Source organism: Dyella japonica (assembly GCF_040545895.1).
Classification (GTDB): Bacteria; Pseudomonadota; Gammaproteobacteria; order Xanthomonadales; family Rhodanobacteraceae; genus Dyella; species Dyella japonica_D.
Map to the genome: position 1 here is coordinate 188287 of NZ_JBEPMU010000004.1, position 18485 is coordinate 206771.

At 60.6% G+C, this 18485-nt stretch carries 9 protein-coding genes; all 9 read right to left on the reverse strand.

The annotated features are described in order from the left end of the window. Positions 1 to 91: 91 nt before the first annotated feature. On the reverse strand, positions 92 to 2320 hold the full coding sequence (dpdD, locus tag ABIC75_RS14125; protein WP_354014514.1) for a protein DpdD: 2229 nt from the start codon (positions 2318 to 2320) through the stop codon (positions 92 to 94). Continuing rightward, the gene (gene dpdK / locus ABIC75_RS14130) at positions 2317 to 2838 is read right to left on the reverse strand and encodes a phospholipase D-like domain-containing protein DpdK (protein ID WP_354014515.1); all 522 of its coding nucleotides are present in this window, start codon (positions 2836 to 2838) and stop codon (positions 2317 to 2319) included. Before dpdK ends, dpdD begins: the two co-directional genes overlap by 4 nt. Beyond that, positions 2835 to 7574: a protein DpdJ gene (gene dpdJ / locus ABIC75_RS14135; protein WP_354014516.1), complete on the reverse strand. Its 4740-nt coding sequence runs from the start codon at positions 7572 to 7574 to the stop codon at positions 2835 to 2837. Before dpdJ ends, dpdK begins: the two co-directional genes overlap by 4 nt. Continuing rightward, positions 7571 to 8293, reverse strand: coding sequence for a hypothetical protein (locus tag ABIC75_RS14140; protein WP_354014517.1), 723 nt, complete (start codon positions 8291 to 8293; stop codon positions 7571 to 7573). Before ABIC75_RS14140 ends, dpdJ begins: the two co-directional genes overlap by 4 nt. After that, entirely contained in the window at positions 8280 to 10148 is a 1869-nt protein-coding gene (locus tag ABIC75_RS14145) for a hypothetical protein (protein WP_354014518.1), read from the reverse strand. The genes ABIC75_RS14140 and ABIC75_RS14145 overlap by 14 nt, the downstream gene beginning before the upstream one ends. Positions 10149 to 10316: 168 nt before the next feature. Beyond that, entirely contained in the window at positions 10317 to 11363 is a 1047-nt protein-coding gene (locus tag ABIC75_RS14150) for an ATP-binding protein (protein WP_354014519.1), read from the reverse strand. Next, entirely contained in the window at positions 11360 to 12262 is a 903-nt protein-coding gene (gene dpdG / locus ABIC75_RS14155; RefSeq protein WP_354014520.1) for a protein DpdG, read from the reverse strand. The genes ABIC75_RS14150 and dpdG overlap by 4 nt, the downstream gene beginning before the upstream one ends. Then, on the reverse strand, positions 12259 to 14811 hold the full coding sequence (gene dpdF / locus ABIC75_RS14160; RefSeq protein WP_354014521.1) for a protein DpdF: 2553 nt from the start codon (positions 14809 to 14811) through the stop codon (positions 12259 to 12261). The genes dpdG and dpdF overlap by 4 nt, the downstream gene beginning before the upstream one ends. Next, a complete protein-coding gene (gene dpdE, locus ABIC75_RS14165) occupies positions 14808 to 18098 on the reverse strand; it encodes a protein DpdE (RefSeq protein WP_354014522.1) in 3291 nt (1096 codons plus the stop codon). Before dpdE ends, dpdF begins: the two co-directional genes overlap by 4 nt. Positions 18099 to 18485: the final 387 nt, after the last annotated feature.

Genomic DNA, 18485 nt, shown 5'->3' on the forward strand with positions numbered 1-18485 from the left:
CGTGGTTCAGTTGCTAATTCTGGTTTCGCCGAGATCGCGCAGCAACAAATCCACTTGGCGAACCTAGCGACAGCGGACGTCGTCAGATTGCCTAATGGAGATTTTGAATCGCGGTCGCCAACAAACTGGTTGCGCCACCGCCCGGGGCCATTACCAGTACATCCTTGCTGGGACATGCGGCTTTCACGCAATCGTAAGCCGCATGTTTACTGCTTTTCCAGGCAAACACGAATACATCTGCCGTTTGCGCCAGTTTGCGCAGGCGCGGAGAGCAAACCAGGTCGGCACTGCATTCAACTCTGATGCGCGGATACAAAGTGGTAAGAAGGCTGCTAGCTCGACGCGCAGCGGCTTCATCCAGGCTATAGAAGGCCACCAACCCTTCTCGATCGTCTGGGCGGACATCTTCCTCCATGGCAGACGTGTCGGCCGGTAGCGCCGGTGGCGTCAGCCCTGCTTCGGTTGCAAGCAACTGCAGTAGTGCGCGTTGCATGAAATCTAGGCGACCGCCGTAGTCTACGCAGGCCTGCGCTACGACGGTAAGCAGACGCAGTCGCGCTTCGGCGTCGCCAATCGGCGAGATTGCCAGAGTGTCGCAAACGGACAGCGCCCACGTAAGCACTTGCGGCGATCGCACTTGGGCGAAGACTGCACCGATTTCGTCTACGACCTTGGCATAGGTCTTACCCGATACGCCCGCCCTCAGCAGCATCGTCAGGGTCTGTTGCAGCAAATCCAGTTCTGGTGCCGCAAACACGTCACGCAGCCGCAGCGTCTCGATGAGTGCTTCGTAGACCGGCACGAGGCGCTTGTCAGGGGGGCAGCGATCGACGAATAGTTCGTGCCAGAGTGGATACAGTTGCTCAAAAACGTCCGGTTGTACGACTGCCAGGTCGAGTAGATGCTGCGCGGCGACTTGCCCAATGTCTGCCTCACGCAGGACATCAGCCGGATCACTGGAACGTGCGAGTTCACGCCAGCGTTCGACAAAGTATTCATCCGTCTCGCCTCGCGTCTGCCGCAGCAGGTCGCTCCAGCGGGTGCTCGGGGGGCGCTGGCGCCGCGCAAGTTCTTCTAAGCGTGCCACTCGGTGCGGCAGTTCGGCCCGAATCATCGAGGGCAACGGTTGTGGTGCGGCCGTCAGCCGTTCCAGAACGGCACCTGCCTTGGCAGGATCTTCTGCTTCGCGCGCACATAACACCAAGGCGGCCAGCACATCGAAGTCGTTGTTGAGAGGCCAGAACAACTCGTAAGCACGGTCGAACTTTTCCTCCTTGAGCGCTTGTTGTGCTTCCTGACGCGAGTCCAGTGGAACCAGGCTGGCCACACGGGCACGTACCGCCGCGTCGAGGGAGCCGAATGCACCTATAGTCAGGTTTGTCAGAATTTGCGCTGCGAAGAGGCCATCCGGATTAGGCTGGGTCAACTCGTGAAGCAGGAAACTCTTGTGCACCGCGACCCGATTGGACGTGCCGCGTGACCGAAATAGGCGCGCAGCGCGAGTGGCGAGCGATAGGCGAAAAGCCTCCAGGAGTTCGTCGAGTTCGCGTGCCGATTCAGCCGGACATACGTCCACCTGGTAGAGCGCTTCCATCACGTCGCCGTATGTCTCGCGCGGCAGTGTCAGATGGACCAGGGTGGGCAATAATGGGTGGCGTGCGATGTCACCCCAGCGCTCCAATGCAGCTGCCAGGCGAATCTCGAGATAGAGACGGTTCTCTGCCGACAACCCAAAGCGTTCGTGCAGAGCGCCAAGCAAAGCACGAGCTGCCTGTTCGTTCCGTGCAGACAATGCACGATCGAAAGCGGCTCGCAATTGTTCGAAAGTCTGCGGTACATAGGTGGGCGCCCGCGGCCGCCGATCCATCAACTGCGAATATAAGGTCCACTGCTGAAGGACACGGATGTCACCGGTGCTTGCGATGGCTTCGAATCGAATGGAATGCCACCCGGCATCTCGCAGCACGGGGTCAATGTGACGATCAGCCGCATCCGCAGTCCGCTCTAGCGGAGCGAAGTTAGCGAAGCTTGGTCCGAGGAAGCCTTCCAGTTCTGATGCCATTGCCCGCGCCTGGGCGCCTTCTGGCGCGCAGGCGAACCAAGTGATCGGATCCGCATCATGCGCTCGGAATGGCAATAGTAGCGGACGATCCACATGGCCGCTCCGGTGGCGCAGTAAGCTGCGCGCCAGTTCGATCATTACCTGATCGGAAGAGGCTCGCGGATCGTCTTCGTAGATGAAGCGATTGGGTGCGGCAAAGAAGCGCTGTTGCAACGCGATCGCACTCTTTGCCTGATCATTGTGAGCGCTGTCGTTCACAGGTAATCCTCGAAGTGGACGCGGGCCTGTGCAATGTCGCTTTGTTCGTAGGAGATGGCGATGGTCTCATCATTCAGATGGACGCCGCTTTCAGTGAGATTCATCGACCCATCTAGGTAGAAGCGATCAGTGAGAAGCCCCTTACTGTGCAACAGCGGCCTGACCTTCCAATTCAGTGCATCGGAAAGTCCGGCATCGGCCATGGCCTCTTTCAGGCGTCGTTCGACATACTGGTTGTGTGCGTCAGGGCGGGTAAGGACATGGATGTGACTGCCATTGGCCGCCGCCGTTGCGAGTACCTCCACCAATCGGATCTCGCGTTTGCTCCAATCGGGATTGAGCGCGGAAAACTGGCCGAGTCGATTGTCGAACACGACGATGTTACTGATCCACGGTGCGACCAAGAACACATGCTGGCTCGGGCTGAGAAGTTCCTGGGTAAATGCAAAAACTAGGACTTCATGTACGGCACCTTGCAGAGCCGTCGAACTCTTAAAGATTTTGCGGGATAAACTCATGTCGTCGCCTCCAACTCCAGTTGGAGATGAATTGCGTCGTCCTGGCGGGTCATCGATACCAGCTTCGGATAGACGTTGAGGTATTCCAATTGCACTGGCTGGGTCACTAATGGCCCCATTACGGTCGCTAACGCCTCTGAATCGGCACGAACGCGCACTGTCGCGCGGCCCAATCGGACTAAGCGGTCGTGCAAGGTCGTCAACCAGTCGGTAGCATCTGTTGTAATTGGTGCGTCCAGTTCGGACAACCAACTCTGCAGCAGCAAGCGCTCTGTGACTGCGGGCGTGTCCTGAAAGCGTAGCGGCAGTGGTAGAGCGTGGTTGCGCAAAGCGTGTCCACGCGCCCAGACCAGGCCCAGAAGCACGCTGAAGCGCCACGTAGTGCGATCGCCGTCCGGAAGATCGAAGCCGGCCGCGAGGAACACCTGATCAATTCGGTCGTCACGGCTCAGCAGTGCGCATGTCACACGCGCATCAACTTCCACGCCTAGTTGCCTTTCCAGGTCATCCCAACGCTGCATGAAGTCAGCAAGCAACGCATCCAAGTCCGGCGGCGTGTGTGGACGCAAGATGCGACTACTGAGTGCAGCTATGAAGCCATGGAAGACCGCCTGGTTGCGCTGAACCAAGGCACGACGCAGCTTGTCGAGGCCTTCCTGGGTGTGTCGCGATGAGTTGGACTCTCGGATAGCCCGTGTGATCTCTACTAATTCGGCGTCACTGGCCCTGGATCCGATAGCCATCAGGAAACCGCGCAACTGCGTATCGATGATTTCGAATTCAGACGCGCCAAGCGCCGACTCGATGCGACGGAAGAACAGAGTTGGATCGGTGGCGAGCACTTCAACCAACTGTTCGATGAGTCCGTTTCCGCCCGGATTGATCTCGGAGATCCACAACTCCGTATGCAAGCGCGACGTGCCATTTTCCAGGGGACCTGGATCACCGTCGACAGCCAGATCCTCCGTGCTGATCTGCGGGCAGGCTTGCTGGATGGCCTCCAGCACGGCAGCGCCGAGCGTATGCAGGTGGACAGATGAGAGCCAATCATCCCAAGTGGAATCGAAGGGCGCTGTCAGTGTCATTGTCGCCAGTTCCGCAAGCGCACGTACGACTTCGATCTGTCGCAACGATGCTTGTAGGTTCTCCTTGAGCCTTGGGGTGTCGCCAACTGTGTGGGTGCCGTCGTCTTCCACTACGTCGGTGGATTGAAAGATGGCGCTTAGTACGCTGCTGAGTCGATGTGGCTCCTGACCCGAACCCAAGGCGGAAATCGCGCCGAGCAGGGTTACGTCTTGTTCGACCGCGTACGAGACCGCGGCGATCTGAAAAATCTGCGCAAGCCAGTCGCGAGCAAATGGGTTTTCTTCGACTCCAGCCAAAGCGCTACCGTGCTGCGCTTCCCAGCGATAACGCGCCGTGCGCGCCGCGCGCTGAGTAGCGACCGGTTCCTTCCTAAGTTCCGTACCGGGCGATGCCGGTAGCTGCAGGCGGAAACACAGCGCATCGGCCTCGATCTCGAAGCCGATGCCACAGGGATGTCCATCCTTCTCGAACCGCCAGGTAGCGCGGTAGTCACTACGTTCGTTGGATTGCCGCACCCTGATGTTCACGCGTGACGCCACGGCAAAGCGGCGGATGGTGGCTTGTGCCTGGCTCGCATGGGTATGGATGATCACATCCTGGAACAGGCGCGCGATGCCCACGCGTCCACTCGGCGCAGTAAACCTTGCACCCTCCCTGCGCCCGAAGATCTGGCTCCGCCAGAGCAAGCGCGCATTGGAACTGTCCTGCACCTGGATGGCTTTGCCGCCGCCCTGCTTCGGAACTGAGCGCAGGTGAAACGCAACCGTACGAAACGCCGGACAAACGCGCACGCCGTTAGCGTCAGCAATGTGGAAAGACGGTTGGGAGTCAAGGACGTATAAGTCATCCACCGGTAGCGGCACTTCTATATCCGACGAGCCAGCGGCATCGATCAATTGGACTAGTTCGGCTTCGCCAGGTCCAAGCCACAAGGTGTGATCGAACCGGCGCGACACCTTGCCCGGCGCGAACTCGTTCAACGCCTGCAAAGCTGGAAGTGCATAGGTCGAACCCGAATTGGGCAGGTGCAGTTGCGTCTCGGGAAGAGTTAGGTCGCTAAAAAGCGCTGCTGGCACGAACTCCGGAAGCGGATGCCCGGCCGCACGTTCCGCCGCCGGCATATCGCCAGCGCGCCAGTTCGAGGCCAAGCGACGCAGCGCGGTTGGGATCGCCGCCAGCAGCAGTGGGCGCGGGTGGTCCCACAACAGCAGATCAATGTCTTCGCGGCGGACGTCGAGCCCTTTCTGCACGAAACTGGCCAGTTGTTCACCGGCCTCGTCTTCGCGCAGCACCGCCGACAGTACGCCTACCAGATAGCGGTCGCGCAATCGGCTCTGCAAGCGGTTGGCACCAGCCCAGCGGTTGGTGTCACCTCGAGGAGCCAACTTTCTGGCTCTATCCCTGGCTTGCTTCCACTGTTCGGCTGTTAGCGGAAATTCGAACTGACCGAGTAGCGTGTCGACCTGCTTTTTTTCAGTCGCAGGCCAGCGCTGGAAGTCTTTGACTGAGCGCGGGCCGGACAGATCGCGCCACACCGAACCCGCCGGATAGCCGGCCTGCATGCGCACGCCCAGATAATCGATCATCGCGTACACCGCCTGCATGCGACGTACATAGCGGTTACCCAAAGGCAGTTCACGTGGTGGCAGTTCGGGATCGAAGTACTGTTCATAGGCCTGATAGGCCAGGCGATCTCGCCCGTAGTCGGATAGCACCATTAACGTCCACGGACGCATATGGCGTGTACGTCCTGCGCGACCTTTTCGCTGCAGGAACTGCGCCATGTCTCGCGGCGCCTTGTGCTGCAACACGACACCAACGGCCGGATCATCGTAGCCAACTTCCAACGCAGCAGTCGCCACTACGATCTCAGCATCGTGATCAACACCTCCGTCGTATGAAGTGGTGCGCTCAACCTTGTGTCGCTGACCGAGCGTATGGCCGATGTGAGTGGCAAGTCTCCAGTCCTGGCCGGCCTCGAAACGCTTGTGGTTCTCCGGCTTCGGTTCGCGTAGATGTGCCAAACCGCCATTCGGGTGGCGCAAGATGGCTGCATTGCCGCTTTCGTTTCGGCCTTCAGCGTCGCGCAAGTCATAGAACAGGCGGTTTGTCGCGTCCACTTGGTCGGTGAATGCAAAGCTGCGCCATCCGGCGAAGGGGCGCTCTTTTGGCGAGAATTTCTCGCGTGGGTCCAGTAATCGCGATCCGAGCATCAGCGTCTGGATTGAGGTAGACAGCAACGCAGTCTGCGAAACCGGATCGCCACGCAAGGCGAGGAGGTACTCCGCGCCTTCGTCTTCCATATCGCCGCTTTGCGGTGAAATCTCCTCGACTACCGCCTCTTCCAGGCCGGTCAGGTTGGCAAAGAAGCGCTTCCCTTCGGCCAGTGTCGCCGAAAGGCCAACGAAGCTTGTGCGCCGGCGAGTGAGGTGCGACCAGCGGCGCAGAAGGTAAGCGACTTGGGCGCCATAGGTGCCAGTGTAGACGTGCACTTCGTCAAGCAGCATCAACGCAGGAACGCTATCTGCATCTGGACCGAGCCCAAATAGATGTCGCATCTCAGAATCGGACATGCGCTGGTTGAGCATTTCCACCGAAGTGAACAACACGTCCGGCGGTTCGGCCTGCATGTCTTCGCGGGTCAGTCGCAACTGGCTCCTGTCGACGACGGTGCCGCAACTGCGGCAAAGCAGCGACGCTTGGTCCCCCGAGCGCAGACGCATTTCCTGCCGGCATGCTGGACAGCGGAAGAACGGACACGCCCCATGCAGCGGGCGCCAGGCTTCCCAGGCCTTCGCCAGTGTTCTCGGGGTCTCGCCATAGAGCACGCCGACACTAATGGGCTGTGCGCCGGCGCGCCCCAGGTAATCATCGAAGGTTCGCGCCTGCGAGAACACTTCGCGCAACTGGTCCTTGAGTAGTTCGTTCCGCGGGTAGACCGCGAGGATTCGAACGCCGCGATGGCCAGGAGCTCCGCGCTTTTGTGCCGCCAGCCAGGAGAGTGCAGGTAGATAGAATGCGAGTGTCTTGCCGCTTCCTGTACCAGCCGCGACAAGTGTGCCGCCCGGGCGCCCGCTGTCGAGGTTCTCCAGAATCCGCGACGCAGCATCGACCTGGAATCGCGCCAGTTGCAACCTGGCGCCATGCTGATGCAGCCAATGGTCAACGGCCGAGAACGTAAGGGCTTGGGTGCGGCGAGCGAGTTGTTCGCGCGCCTCAGCGGCAGTGGTATTACGCTTTGGATAGCGACGTGGACGCCAGAGCAACCGATAATCCGCGACCAGATTCGGCGCGGAGATCCATTGGTCGGCTTTCCCATGTTTCGGCATCAACTGTCGCAGCCGCACCAGCAATCGCACGCCTTCGGCCATGCGGCTGCGGTAGTGCACTGACCGTCCATCACGCGCCTCGATCGGCATGAGGAGCGACAATCCCAACAATCGTTCCAGCAGGCCGCGCGCGCCCAGGAAACTGCAGTCGGGATGGGCGGCGACTTCGGGATAAGTGTCAAGCGTCTGGTCAAGAACATCCAGTACTTCAGCCTCGCTCAGGACGCTGTCAACCAGACCCCAGACCAGCACACGCACTTCGCGACGTTCGAGTTCGTCGAGGGCCTTCTCGACCAGCGTCAAGTCGGGCGAGAGCGTCATGCGTGCTTACTCCGGATGAGGTAGTGCTCCAGTTGGGCGTGCTCGCGCAGCCACTGCAAGACTTCCGGCGTAAGGTTTGCCAGCGTTGCCTTGCCCCCGTCGACCGCTCGGAAAAACACTTCGACGGCTGGTGGCACGTCGTAGCTCAAGCCGCTCATTTCTTCATTACATGCGGCTTCGGCTGCGCGCAACGCGGCGGCATCGTCGGCACTGCGCGGTAGCGATTGCGTGGCCAACCGTATGTAGGCGGCGTGGACTTGTTCGTAGCGCTTAAGGATCTCGCGGTTGGCCGGGATGCTTGCGACTTTAGCGCGCAGCGCCGCCGGCTCTATGGGCCGTTCTGTCGATTCCACCCAGGCACGCCAGGTGACTAGCGTCGCCGCGCGGAGGGTATCTGCGGCCTTACCGGTTGATTGGAGCAGTCGCGTCCACAGTGGATCCAAGGCTAGGCTGGCGACGTCTTGCATGTCGCCTAAGCGCTTTGCCGCTTCGCGTGCGTCGCCGCGCAAGGCCAACTGGATCCTGGCGCAATCGGGGACGGACTCGGGACGAAGGTTAATCCAACCGGCCTGTTCGACCGCCTTCGCCCAGTCGACGCGTACTTTGTCCCACTCTGCGGTCCGTTCCCGCAATGCTGAGCGCTGGTGCTGACGTTGCTGTGCGATGACCAACGCCTCGATGGTGGAACGTGCCTGCTGGCATTGCTCAGCGAGATTCAACGGGATCTCCTTCCCCGGCCAGGGCTGTCAGATTTGCGCGCAGAGCATTTAAGGCGTCGGCCACGTCTCCGCCACCGGAGACCTTTAGTTGCGAGTCGGCGGCGCGCTGAATGTTTGTGACCAAGGTTTCCAAGGTTTCCAGCGCTTCAGTGGCCGTCCGTAACGAGGCCAATTCGATGTCGGTACAGGCCGCCAACTGGAATTCCGCCGAGCGTGCTGAATCAGGAGCACTGAACGAACTCGCGCGGCGGAGCACAGAGCGCCCAGCATCCGAGGCCAGGAAGCCCAGTGCGCGATCCACCGCGGTCGGACTGTACTCGACCCTCGCGAGCGTGCCTGCGCGCTTTGCTTCCCCTAGCAGTTCCTTGATCGGCGCCACTAAGCTGATCTCGGGAACCGGTCCGAGAATGCGTTGGATAGTCGGCAACCGCTTGTCGAGCAGACTGGTGTAGCGCGACACGAAATTCTTCAGACGACTTGATCCAAGGTCACGAGCAATCTGGCGAGCCTTGTCTGATTGGGCAAGTAACGCCGAGTCCTGGCTCTCATCGTCCTTGGCGTTCCAGGCGTTCTGCAAACGTACACGGTCCACCGCCAAGGCTGTGGAGCCTGGGCCTTGAAAGCAGGCGACGGAATCCAGTAGCACGTCTCGCACGTCGTCCAAGGCGTTTGCTGCATCAACGGCGATCTGCAAGATAGGCGCTTCGGGACTACGGTCGTCCTTGTCTGGCGCGATTGGCGACGCGTCTAATGGCCGGAAGTAGTCCACGAGTGCGGGTTCGTCCGGTTCGGCCTTGCGCGTCATCCGCAAAAGCAACGCCTGGCGGTGCAGCGTGCGAAGCGCAGCTTGTGCGCGCTGGCACGCGATCTGCGGGAACCACTGCATGGCCTGCATTTCCAATCCGTCGAGGAGCATCTGCGCCACAGCGTAATCGTCTTCTGCTCGGGGATAATTCCAGTTGCGGCCGTTGGCCGCCCAGCGACATAGCGCGGGCACCCCGGCGCGCACATTTAAAGCTAACGGTCGAACCTCTTGGCCGACGAGGAATCGTGGCTCGGCCGTCGGATTGCCGACGGAAGCAAATGGCAGCCAGATGTGACCGGCCTGGATCGGCTGGCGGCGCATTCGCAGAGAATTCCAGTCAAGCCGTTCATTCAGCGCTTGCGCGATGACTTTGCGGACTTCGTTGGCGGGGCGCTGAGTCAGCAATTGCCCGGTTGCCCAAGCCTCTATCGATTCGTCTTGCGGTGTGACAGGCGCCGCCGCAGGCGCTTCCTGTTCGATTGGGGACGTCGGCCGGGTGCGTTCGGGAGCGGCTGGGGTGGCCTGGCGTGGTGGTATCAATACCGCTGGCGCGTTCGTGTCGAACGGCCAAGCGAGTTGGAACGCGGAGAACACGTCCTTTGACACTCGCGGTGCCGATGTAAGATCCTGAGGATTGCCGGCCCAGTACACGAGTGCGGGCGCCAGTCGCGCGCGCATGGTGTCCGACAATGGTTGGGCGCGCACGGCGATTTCCGCACCGGTGCTCATTACCGCGTCCTTGAAGCCAGGGGGAGGGAACTCGCCGCGCACAAATTCGGCACGGAGCACGAGCACATCGCGCAGGACGTGGTTGATGAAGGCGCGTGGATTGAAGATCAACTGCGTGCCCTGGCGCAGTTCGCGACGCGTCAGCGCTGCGATCGATTCACGTGACAGCGGAAACAGTGGATATCCGTGGCTGCTGCTGCCGAAGGCCTTGAGTCGGTCGCTATCGTCCGCGTCGAGTTCATGATCGAAGGGGCGCACCCAGCCATACAGATCCTCGTCGCTGCGTTGCGCGTATTGCCTGGTTAGAACTTCGATGCCCAAGCGCGCAGCATTAAGATAGCGGCCGCTGAGATCGATCAGTCGTTCGACGATTTGTTCGTCATTGCCAGGTGAGTTCGGAATGATCCATTCTCGCTTGGCGCGGGTCAGAATGGTCTGTCGGCTTGGTAGAAAGCCGTCGGTGACCGCAAGCGCGGTGCGCAGTGGAGCTCAGATGCGCTTACCCTGATGATCGCTCTCGGCGATGATCAGATTCAGTAGCGGCTGCTGGATGCCAGCCAGCGCGGCAAAGTCCTCGATTAGCAGCACCAGTTCGCGGTCCTGCTCCAGCAGGTGGCGACGAATGTCGTCGACGATTTCCTCGATAGAGCGCTGGCCGAGAGCCTCGGAGAAGCGAAACACCGTGCGCAGTGCCGGGTCCAGCGCCTCCTGCAACAGTTCCGTGGCCAACGGCAGCGCCGCGCCCTCGTCTGATTGGAGCTTCTGCAGGTAGACGTTTGCGGCGCGCGTAGCTTGCGTTGGATCCCAGGCCTCCGGCACCTGCAAATCTTGCGGAGTGAAACGTCGCAGTTCGCCGGTGTCGGCTTCGCTGCCGCCATGCAAGGTCCGAGTGACGATGCGCATAAGCACCGGATACAACCAATTTTCGTTGACGACAGGGTCGCGCAGTAGATGGCTCAATCCCCTGGCGTGCTCGGCATGTGCGCGAAGCGCACGATCATCCGATCGTCCGCCACCACGCAGCGCCGCCATGTCTTGCTGATGTAGGCGGTCGAGTTCGATCGCCAGACTGGTCGCCAATAATTGCTTGGCTTCGTCCGGCCTGAGCGTTTCCACTACTCGTGACAGTTCTGCTTTAAGTTGCGCGTAGTGTTCGCCCTCCAGCGGTTCAAGAATGCGCTCCACGACTTGGCGAAGGCTTGCGGTCTTGGGCACAAGCACGATGACTAGGCGTTCGCGCGCCGGGTGCCGCTGTAATTGCGCATGCAGCCAGCGAACCATGTGCGATTTGCCAACACCGGAGTCACCGGTAATTGCTACTACAACGGCGCTCCCATCATCCGCCGGGCGCATGAGTTCATTGAGCAGATCGCTTTCGGTGGCCGTCTCCTCGGCGGATGCATTGGCTGCACGGACCCGGAGCGGGCCGGGTTCGTGGACGGCGAGCAGGACGGCGTCGTCGACGGTTTCAGCCTCAGTGCGGATGCATTGGTCGACCTGCGCGGCGGAGGGCCAGTAGAGATCCAGCGTACTCATGCGCTCTTCCTCCGAGTCTGTTCACTTAGGCGAACCCAACTGAAGCGATAATCGGGGCGCATTCCATCGCGGCCGGTCAGCACAATGCTGCGTCCAACGTCAGCGCGGTTTTCGAAGATGAGCAGGCCCTCCATGATGAACTGGATTAGCGCCCGCGACAGCGCAGTCGACAGTTGCCCCTCCGCTAGCACAGGCAAGGCCTGTCGCTCCAGGCGGTCCTCGACCGCCAGTCGCCATCGACCGCCATCGAGGACCGGCAGTTCATCGGCCAGATTTCGGATGAAATCCGTCGCGGGCATGCCCTCTCCAGAAGCGACGCAACGAGCCAGTGACTCTCGAATGGCGGTGGTCGGATCGACATCGCCGCCGCCGGGTTGCCGTACAAAGCCGAGGAAATGACCCCAGTACTTCAACCCGTTCTGGCGTGTGTCATTGCGCATCAACCTCGAGTCAGCATCAGCGATCTGGTTACCTTCCAATCTTTCGATGTCACTGAAGGTGAAGCGATAGATATCCTGCGCGAGAAGCCAAGCCAGCGAACGGGTGAGGTCGGCAGCCTTGGCTTCTCGATGGGCCCACAAGTCCGGATTGTTAACGTCAGATAGCGCGCACCGACGCGCTGCCGATCGCACCGCCACTAACAGCGCTGCCTCATCGTTAGTCGCCAATTCCAGCGGCTGGGCCAGGCGGATCGACTCGTCAACTTCTTCGAACAGACCCAATTCGAGCCAACGGTTGAGCGTCTGCCGCGCCATCTTCTCTTCGTCGACGACGCCCGCGGGCGCGATGCGCGCTAGCAGATCGGCTCGCGTCAGTGGTCTCCGCGCCCTGTGCAGTGTTGCCGTCAGGGTTACTAAGATATTGGGCAAGCCATCGCTGGCCAGATTCAGAAGGGTCATGATGAAATCCTTTCTAGGAAAGTCGCCGACGCCACGTACGGGGTTGTGTCGATGAAATATCGCCCCTCATGATCCGGATCGCCGAGCGATTTCGACACAATGACGATGTCTAAAGCGGCCTCCGAATGCCAGAGTTCCTGCGGGAACGATGCTGGACGGACGCGATCCAGAAAGATCACGCGGACCTCATCACTTCCCGCCGTCCAAGCGTCCGGCGCGCGCGCGTCGACGATATCGATGAAGCTGTCGTCGCGCGGGAGCGGGCGCAACAGTTGGCGTAGTCGTTGCCCGAAGCGCGTCTTCAACGATGGCTCCATCAGCCAAGCGTGCGGCCTGACGACGGACGCAAGGTGGTTGGCGAGACGTTCACAGGTGGTCAGGAATTGGCCGTCATCCGGCACTGCGACGACCAGCAGGCGCGGGGATGCCATTGGCAGGCCGAGGTGGCGAATCCGTCCAGTGTCGCGGGTCGCAAATCGGCGCAGGCGCCCGGCATGCGGTGGCGGATACAGACCAGTCGTACGGCGGTCGTCCCAATGGGTCGCACAACCCCCGCAACAGGTAACGACGGGTGACCAGATGCCCTGGATGACTGAGTAGGTCTGCGTCAGCGCTTGCGAGATCTCGATATCGCGACGAGCCACGTGTCGCATAACGCGTATTCCTTGCTCGGCAGTCCGCAACATAGCGTCGCGTGCTTGAGCCAGTCGCTGCGAGAACGCGTCAGGATTGCGGTGATTTGCATCGAGAATCCGAACGGCGGCCTCGGAGGCCAACGCCAGGTCGACTGGAGTCTCGTCGCCATTACCCGCGCCGTCACGCAAGGCGACCAGTTCGATCAGGCCGGCGCGCGCCATCAAGGTAAGTGTTCGGACATTCCACAGCGAGCTTTGCTCCGAATTCACGACCAGATGTGACGGCAGACGATTCAGATCAACCCAATACACATCGTCGCCATCGGCCGGGCGGGCATGAGTGATCATCAGGGTCCAGCGTTCGAAGGCCGTGTCGTCGCGCAGCAGTTTCTCGCTTGCCATGCCTTTGGCTTGATCGATGTCCTGTGCGGTATGAACAAGTAGGCTCGCACTGGCACGACCATCGCGGCCGCCGCGTCCGACTTCCTGATAGAAGCGATCCAGCGACTCCGGGAGAGTGGCATGAAGTACAGTGCGAACATCGTTCTTATCGACACCAAGCCCGAAGGCCGAAGTGGCGACCATTCCGTCAAGTTTGTTTGCGGCCCACGCGCGCAGCAACTGGTCGCGTTCGCTCGAGGGCGTGCGACCGGTGAAGGCTGCTACTCGCGCATAGCCCGCCTCGCGGAGGTGAGCTAACCACGTAGTCGCCTCATCCGGCCGGGTGACATACAGGATGAAGGGGCGGGGCGCAAATCGAATCGCTTCGAGTATGAGCTCCCTTTGATCGGAAGCGCTGGGACTGAACTGGAAAGCGTAACGCGGCTCCGATCGCAGATGTACTGCAGCTACGAGGTAGGTCGACTGGGGCGGCCCGAAGAGTTGCCGCAGTGCGAACAGCGTCCCGGCGGACAGCGTTGCCGAAGCAAGCACGACTCGTAGCGGACGATCGGCCGCGTGTTGCCGCAGGCTGTGCACGAGCGCCGGCAGCAGTTGGAACACCGGCCGGAACCCATTGCCCCAACCCGTCACGAGGTGCGCCTCGTCGACCACGACATGTGACAGCCTGCCTTCGGCCGCCGCATGTTCCAGCCAGGTACGCAGGCTACCGATGGCGCTTTCGGGCGAGGTGAACAGGATGGGCTGGTCCCCCGTCCGGATCGCCCCTCGTATGCTGGCCCGCTCTTCCTGACTCAGGCCGGCGTGGTAGGCCAGTGGCGGAATTGCCCGATGAGGGAAGCGTTCACGGAGGAGCACCTGCATGCGCCGCGCCTGGTCCAGCGCCAGCGCAACGGTTGGGACGATCGCGAGGGTGAGCATGCCTTCCGGATTGAGCAAAGGCGGCAAGTGAGCTAGCAGGCTCTTGCCGCTGCCGGTCGGCAGGTTGGCGATTAGGGTCTCATTCGGTGGCAGATGCAGAAGCGCGCGCACGGCTTCACGTTGCCCGTCACCGGTATACGTAGGCAGGCCTAGTGAGCGCAGCAAGAGCGGATCGCCATCCACGTGCGATACCGGTCGCGCAGGCAATTCGCGGAAGGCATCATCAAACAGGTCAGCTTGCGCGCCGAGAAACGCCAGGTGCGGGAATCGCGGCGAGACATTTAGCCCCTCCGGAATCGGGTCGGTGTGGAACTGGCCGGCGCGCCAGGCCGGCTCTTCCGGCCAGTTGGGCGCCCTCGGCACGCATAGCCAGCCTGGTGCCGTGTCCTCGCTGGCATGTCGCAGTAATGTCTGTCGGATTAGCGGAATGAGATCCGCGGATCCCCGACTAATGCCTCGTTGCAATTCATGCAAGACTTGTCGCAACCGCTCCAACAAGCCGTCTGCAACCACCGACTCTGAGACGGGAGTGTTTGGCCAGTCACTGCAGATTGCTTGCACGGCCAGTAGATCGAAGACGCCCGGTGTAGTCATTTCGGGAACGGCTGGAGTGGTGATAAGAACACTGCGCCGGCGACGTCCACGTGGAGGTTCGGCGAAGCGATAGCCTTGGCCAGCAGATCGAACCGAAGAGTCTCGGTCGTTAATTGCCCCAATTCCGCCGTACGTGCGGCGCCGTCCAGTCGCAGGGTACGCGCACGCAACTGTGCCAGGCGCTCTTCGCGCTGTCGGGCCAAAGCAGTGAGTGCGGTCTGGATGTCCCGTAGCATCGCCGGCGAGGATCGCAGGTGATCCATCGACGCGTCGCGCGCCTGCAGGCAGTGCCGCTTCCATTCCGACAGCCACGGGAGGATCTCGACGCGTTCGAGGGCATACCAGCGTTCTGGATTGAGGTTGTAGTCACGGCCACCGCCTGGCAACTGTGGTTCGAGCGTATATGGCGTGCGTAACTCTGGAGGTGGCGCGTTTGTGATGGTGCCATCGATGCTGACCCACACTGTGTGGGCTTGCGGCGGGAATATGCCGCTTGCGTGTCGACGGAGCGCACGGGTGTCAAGGGGATCGGACGCCGACAGTGAAGAAGGATCGACTTCCACATGCACGTCGAAGCGGAAGTAGAGATCAATACCACTGGCGTCGCGCGCATTATGGCCAGGTAGGTGCCGCCACATTGCGAACGAACGACCGCGATCGTCGGTATCGCAAAATGTGCTCAGCGATTCCACCAATGGGTCGCCGCAACGGAGCGGACGCACCCCGCGTGCCATACCCTGGCGCGAGAGCGCCGTGCCACGCCGAAACGCGTAGGGAAAGGTCAGTGGGTGACGGGCCCGGCTATTGCGGTGCTCCGTATCGATCGTGCCGAGGAAACTGTCAGTGAATGCGGGCAATGACAGAAGCGTCGAACGCGGGCCTTCGCGATCGTAAGCGAACCGGAGTACTTGCTCGCCCTTGGGCAAGCTGCCGTCCCATGGTTCAACCTGGGCGCGAAATAGGAGATTGTCGACGGTGAACGCGCTGAATGCGTTGCGCCATTGGTCCCATTCGGCGTCTTCGACTTCCAGTCGTTCGAATGCCTCGTCCTCTCCTTCGTCCAGAGAGTCCAGGGCATCCTGTTGATCGATCCGTCGCAGTTCCCGCGCTACCCAGCCCTTTGGTCCGGCCAATTGCGCGTTCCAGTCAATAAGCGCAGCGACGCCGGTACCAATCCAGTCAATTGTGGCTTGACGCAGCGACGACTCGATCAGGTACTGCAAACTGGCGATGGAGTGACGGAATACATCGAAGCCTTGATCCAAGCAGGTCAGCCAAGCACTCTCAGTCGGATCGTCCGCGCAGATCACGGCCATCGAACGAATAGGCTCACCAGCACCGAAACGATCCAGGCGGCCCAGGCGCTGCTCGAGGCGGTTTGGGTTCGCAGGCAAATCGTAGTGCAGAGCGACCTTGCGGCCACCATGCAAGTTGAGCCCTTCCTCAGAGCGAGCGTCGCAAACCAGAACCCGGCAGCGCTCCGGATCTCGTAGGAATGCTTGCCACGCTTGCACAGTATCGGCGGTTTCGCTCTCCTCTTCCTCGTCCACAAGTCCGTGGCTCAACTCCACGCACGTGTGTCGCTGTATGGTCTCGCCGGGAAATGCTTCGCGTAGCATCGCAGTCACCCGGTCGGCATGCTCGGAACGGTCGCAAAAGACCACTACTTGCTGCGCATTCACTGTCAGCAAGCGGTGGACCGCGTCTACGGTCGCGGACACGCGCGCGCCAATGGCGTCACGGTCATCCATGAACTGATCCATCTGGGCAGCCAATCGACGGACGTGCGGATCGTCGATGGCTTGCGAATCTAGTTGCAGTCGTAGCGACGACGCGCCAGTCGGATGCAGGGCGAGGGAGAATAGCGATTGCATCAACGCATCGCTCGCCTCCAGGTTGAACAAATGGACACGCAATTCATCTAGCACTTTGGCGCGTTCGCCGGCGACATTGCAGCGGTACGACAGCGTCTCCATACCCGCTCGGCGCGGCGTGGCCCAGGGCACAGAGCGACGCCGATTACGCAAGATCCGGCGATGCAAGCGGTAAGTTTCGGTCAAGTGAGAACGTAGCGCGGTCAACGCTTGAGTGAATTCCGGATCGTCTTCTTCTGGCAGTCGCTGGACCACAGGACGCAAGTTATCGATTAAGGCACGCAGAGTAGGATCGTCGCCGAAGGCCGATTCCAGGCGATCAAGTTCGTCCTCCATCGACAGGACATGTTCCGGCGCCAGCCCGGCAATCGTCTCGGCCACCAGTTGGCGGGAGGCGAGTCGACGTTCAAAGCCGGCCAAATCGTCGAGAGGAAACACTCCCGGGTCTAGCAGGTGCAGCATACGAAGGAAGCCTTCGGTATCTGCCAACACCGGCGTTGCTGACAGCAACAGCAGGTGCTGGATGCCGCGCGCGAGCACGCGTAACCTCTCGTAGAGCGCATTGCCGCCCTCGGTACCCTGGCGCGATAGATGATGGGCCTCGTCCACGACTAGCATGCCCGCTGTGCGAAGGTGCGCATCGATAGCATTGAGGTCGCTGGACGGCACCACGAATAGAAAATCATCCAGCCAGTCGGCGAGCATGAAGCGCTCGCGCAATTCCTGGCGCCACTGCGCCACCAGTGGTGTCGGCGCGATTACAAGTACGTGTGCAGTCGGGGGCGAGTCCAGCAGGTACTGCCTGATGAGTACGCCGGCCTCGATGGTTTTTCCCAAGCCCACTTCGTCGGCAAGCAGATAGCGTTGTACGGGATCCTGCAACACTCGCCGAACTACCTTGAACTGATAGTCCGCCAACTGGATGCGCGAGGAGAGTACAGCGGACATACCCAGACAAGCCGCCCGTTGGGCAGTGATGGCCCGGATAAAGTCCGAGCGTGCGTAAGCGAAGCGAGGTGTCTCAGTGACGCCGCGCGCGAGGAAGAGGGTGGAATCCAGAATAGGCTGTCGCCAACGGGTCTCCAATTCCTCACGCGCGATCGTTTTTACCTCGCGATTTGGAAACTGGACTAATACGTCCACGCCACCGCCTTCTAGAACCCGCCCAACACGCCAGCGATGGACATGGCGGTCGAAGAGAAATACGCGGGTTTGCGCCGGCAATTCCATCACCTTCAGTGCCGTGGCGGGCACGGTGACTTCCGGAGGCTCCGGGTCATCGGGAGTGTCGAAATATCGCATGACCACCAAAGGGCCATCGATGCGCACGACTTTTCCAATTCCCTTTTCGCGATGTGGTCCGACCAGTACCCTGGCGAACGCACCGATGTCGATACGTCTCGCTTCGCTCATTACTCCCCCCCTAACCGTCACATCCTCTCATATTTCAGTTGCAGGATCGGTCGGCGCGACGGTGTGGAAGTAGGTGATATGACGATGCGGGCGCCCGAACTTCACACGCTATCGTGCGAAGTAGGATTCGGGGCCATTTTCGGCGCACTTCTCGGCTCAATTTCGGCGCACATCAACAGTCAGCCGATCTCCCAGGCTGTCGGGTTGCTCGGTGCGGCCCTCTTTGTGGCTGGTTTGCTAAATGTGAGTAAGATTGCGAGTAACTATTGCAATTGGTTGCAATAAATCGCACGTAAAACAATGCGATAGATCTATTATTCGAGTGATGGTGGGCCATTACCGACCGTCGATCTCGGAAGTGAACCCGACCCCGTTCGCCGCCAATCT